The sequence below is a fragment of the Streptomyces sp. T39 genome (assembly GCF_008042045.1).
In the GTDB taxonomy this organism is placed as follows: Bacteria; Actinomycetota; Actinomycetes; order Streptomycetales; family Streptomycetaceae; genus Streptomyces.
The window spans coordinates 1-3,130 of the sequence record NZ_RDBP01000215.1 but is presented as its reverse complement, the minus strand read 5'-3'; the positions used below and the strand labels follow the sequence as shown (position 1 = coordinate 3,130).

Here is a 3,130-nt window from a genome sequence, read left to right as displayed (position 1 = left end):
CTCCTCACCCGGACCGCGTGGGCCGGGTGTCTTCCCCGTCGTGCCAGGCGGAGGGGACGAGCGCGCCCGCAACCGGCCACCAGGAAGTGAACTTCACCCCCGTGCCCTTGTTCACCGCGATCGCCCACGCGGTCCGGGTGAGGAGATGCGCGCCGACGATCAGGTTCACCGGGTAGGGGAGGTTGGCGACGATCGTCCCCATGAACCCCGACCCGAGTTCGACGAACTTGTTGAAGGCGTAGCGGTTGAGGTAGAGCTCATAGCCCCAGTAGTACGTCTCGCACGTGACCTTCGCGTCGCCGTCGGCGGATTCGCTCCGGGTGCCCCGGGCGAGCTCCCCGAAGTCGTAGCGCGTCGGATCCTCCTCCTGAGCGCCGGCTGCTGATGCCGTGTCCTGAACCATGTGTCCTCCCTTACCTCGTCGGAATGCTGCTGTGCGTGTCCGCACGCGTGAGAGGCGCGTCTGATGTCCTCGCCGGACGCCTCGGCCGAAGCGGTCCGCACGATGCGCCGCGGATGCGTGCCGGTGTCGCGCCCCGAACAGTGCCCTGCTCACACGGCCGCACAGGTCCCAGACCCGGTGGGCAACCCGCTTGGGCGAGAAGGAATCGATCCTTCATGCACCATCGCCGGAGCGTGCGCCGGAGCACGAACCGGGCGCGCCGCCAGAGAGGCAGTCACGCCTCAGTGCTCCGGGCAACCACCGCCCACCACCTGACGGTCGCCCTCCGGGAAACCGGCGCCAACCACGGCCAAGAAGCGCGGTGAAGGCAAGAAATCCGGCACGCGGAGACCGAGGACATGGTCGTCGTCGGCTACACCGGCGCTCGGTCCCGGCCGCTGGCCGTACGACGCCCGGACGGGGCCGTCGCCCTCTCCCAGCGCCTCACCGGCCCGCTCGCGGCCGCGGCCGCGCACTACCTCCAGCCGGCAGGCGACGGGCCTCGGGGGGCGCACCCGCGACGGCCAGACCTACACCAGCACTCCGGCCGGCTTCCTCGTCGACGCCCGTGGCCGGACCACCCGGCACGCCGTGGTGACGGTCATGCGCGTGAGGTAGAGCGGCCGGGCATCACGGGGTCGTGGAGCGGCCTGTCCGGCTGCTGCGGCGGCATTGCGTGCGGCGGCCGGCCGCGAGGTGGGCGGTGATGGTGGCCGGGTCGCGGCCGGTGACGGTGGAGATGTGGTCGATGCTCAGGTGGAGCTGCTCGTGGAGCAGGACGGTCTCCTCGATCGGGGTGGTGGGGCGGGTTCGGCGGGCCAGTGCCTGGGTGTGGAGGTCCCAGACGCGGGCGGCGGGGCGGCGGTCGGCGACGATGGTGGACCAGGCGCTGGCGACCAGGTCGAAGAGGAGACTGACGACGATCCGGGCCTCGTCGGGGGGAAGGCTGGCGTGGGCGTGGGCGAGGTAGAGGGGACGGTGGAAGTCGTAGAAGGCGTCGAAGGCGTTGGCGAGCAGCGTGCAGGAGGGGCGGGGCGGGGGCGGTTCAGAAGGATTCGGCAGGGAGGCCGGAGTCGCTGCGGTCATGGGCTGCCTTCCACAGGGGCTCGACGGGGCCGGGGGTGGCGTAGAGGGCGATGACGAGTGCTTCGATGACGGGCCAGTCCGGGATGCGGGGGCCGCGGAAAGCGGTGCGCACGTCGCTCTCCTTGAGGGCCCCTTTGGCTGAGGTGATGATCTTGCGGTCGGTGCGGTTGCCGTCGGCGTAGCGCAGGGCAGCGAGGTAGTTGCGGAGGTAGGCGGCGGGGTCGGTGCCGATACCGGGTGGGCTGTCGATGGCGACTTCGAAGAGGGGCTTGAACATTTCGGGGCGCTCGCCGGCTGCGGTGGCGATCTTGCGGACGTGGGTCCAGGAGGCGGCGCGGTGACCGGACAGCAGGCGTGAGAGGTAGGAGGGGGCGACGCCGAGTTCGTCGGCGAGGGCGCGCTGGCTGGGGAAGCCGCTGCGGCGGTAGAGCTCGGTGAGGGCGACGGCGAGGCGCTGGCGGGGGTCGCGGGCGCCGGTGCCGGTGGCGCCGACGGTGCGGGCTGTGCGGCGGTTGACCGGGCGGCGCCGGTCGGCGAGCTTGGCGAGGGCTTCCTTGCGCGGGTACTTCTTGCGCAGCCGGTCCTCGCTGAGTCCCAGGTTCTGGGCCATCTGCCCGGGGGGAATCTTCTGGCGGTGGCCTTCCCAGACGAGTGCGGTCACCAGGTAGTCGTGCAGTTCGAGCTGGGTGCGGGCGTTGGCGAGGAGGTCGAGGACGGGCGGGGTGTCGGGGCGGGCGAGGATCCGCTCCAGGTTCCGTCCGGAGGCGGAGGCGTAGTCCTCGATGACCTGGCGGAGGTAGTCGACGGCGGGGTCGAGGGCGACGGGACGGTTCGATGGGGTGGGCACAGCTTCCTCTTTCGGGCGGCGTGGGCCGCGCCGCGCGGGCATTTATGCCCGGCGGGCGGCTGCTGACGGCGTGCGGGCCACGGTGGCCGCCGGACACGAATGCGTGTGCGGCGGCCCCGGGCCGGCAGGTCAGTTCACGCGCAACCGGCGGTAGACCAGGGCCGATCCGCGTGCCGCGGCACACAGCAGTGCCGCGGCGCCGAGCGCCGTGGGTGTGCTGGTGTCCGGCGTGAGGGTGAACGGTGCGGTCACCAGGCCCGCGAGGAGACTTCCGCGGACGGTGACAGCCATGGCAACGGCTGTCCGGGTTTGAACTCCCGCTCGTGACGGGATGATACGGTCACGGCTCAGGTCTCCCGAAAGGGCGATATTGAGCCGTCGCAGTCGGTCGAAATGCATGGGGTTCCCTCGTGTTCGTTTGAACTGACGTGATGACTGGCTGAGAGAGACCCCGGCCGAGGGCGTCCAAACCAGGGGCCGGGGTCTCTTCTGTTCCCCGGGGCGTCCGGGTTGGCCGACAGTACTACGAAGCGCTGTCAGTCCATGCCTCAAAGTAATCCTGTGGGCATGAATGACCATCCGCCGCTTCCACTCACAGCCCGCCCCCACGCCCTTCGCGGACACGCGCGGGCACAGGAACACCGCCGGTTGGTCATAAACGGTCAGTACCGGTGCCTGAGGAGTCGCAAAGAGCCGTCGTGCCACACATCGCGACAGGATGCCGAACGCCCACGCCCCGATCACCTGTGTCACCG

Annotated in this window: 4 protein-coding genes; all 4 read right to left on the bottom strand. The window is 70.6% G+C overall.

Annotated elements, in window-relative coordinates; translation table 11 throughout:
- Nucleotides 1-4: 4 nt before the first annotated feature.
- Nucleotides 5-403 (bottom strand): hypothetical protein, encoded by a 399-nt coding sequence (locus EAO77_RS37215; protein WP_147992688.1) that lies wholly within the window; start codon nt 401-403, stop codon nt 5-7.
- Nucleotides 404-1,072: 669 nt separating this feature from the next.
- Nucleotides 1,073-1,528 (bottom strand): hypothetical protein, encoded by a 456-nt coding sequence (locus EAO77_RS37210; RefSeq protein ID WP_147992687.1) that lies wholly within the window; start codon nt 1,526-1,528, stop codon nt 1,073-1,075.
- The gene (locus tag EAO77_RS37205; RefSeq protein ID WP_147992686.1) at nt 1,488-2,375 is read right to left on the bottom strand and encodes a helix-turn-helix domain-containing protein; all 888 of its coding nucleotides are present in this window, start codon (nt 2,373-2,375) and stop codon (nt 1,488-1,490) included. The genes EAO77_RS37210 and EAO77_RS37205 overlap by 41 nt, the downstream gene beginning before the upstream one ends.
- 129 nt (nt 2,376-2,504) lie before the next feature.
- Nucleotides 2,505-2,666 carry a hypothetical protein gene (locus EAO77_RS39280; protein ID WP_187283604.1) on the bottom strand — a complete coding sequence of 54 codons (162 nt, stop codon included), beginning with the start codon at nt 2,664-2,666 and terminating at the stop codon, nt 2,505-2,507.
- Nucleotides 2,667-3,130: the final 464 nt, after the last annotated feature.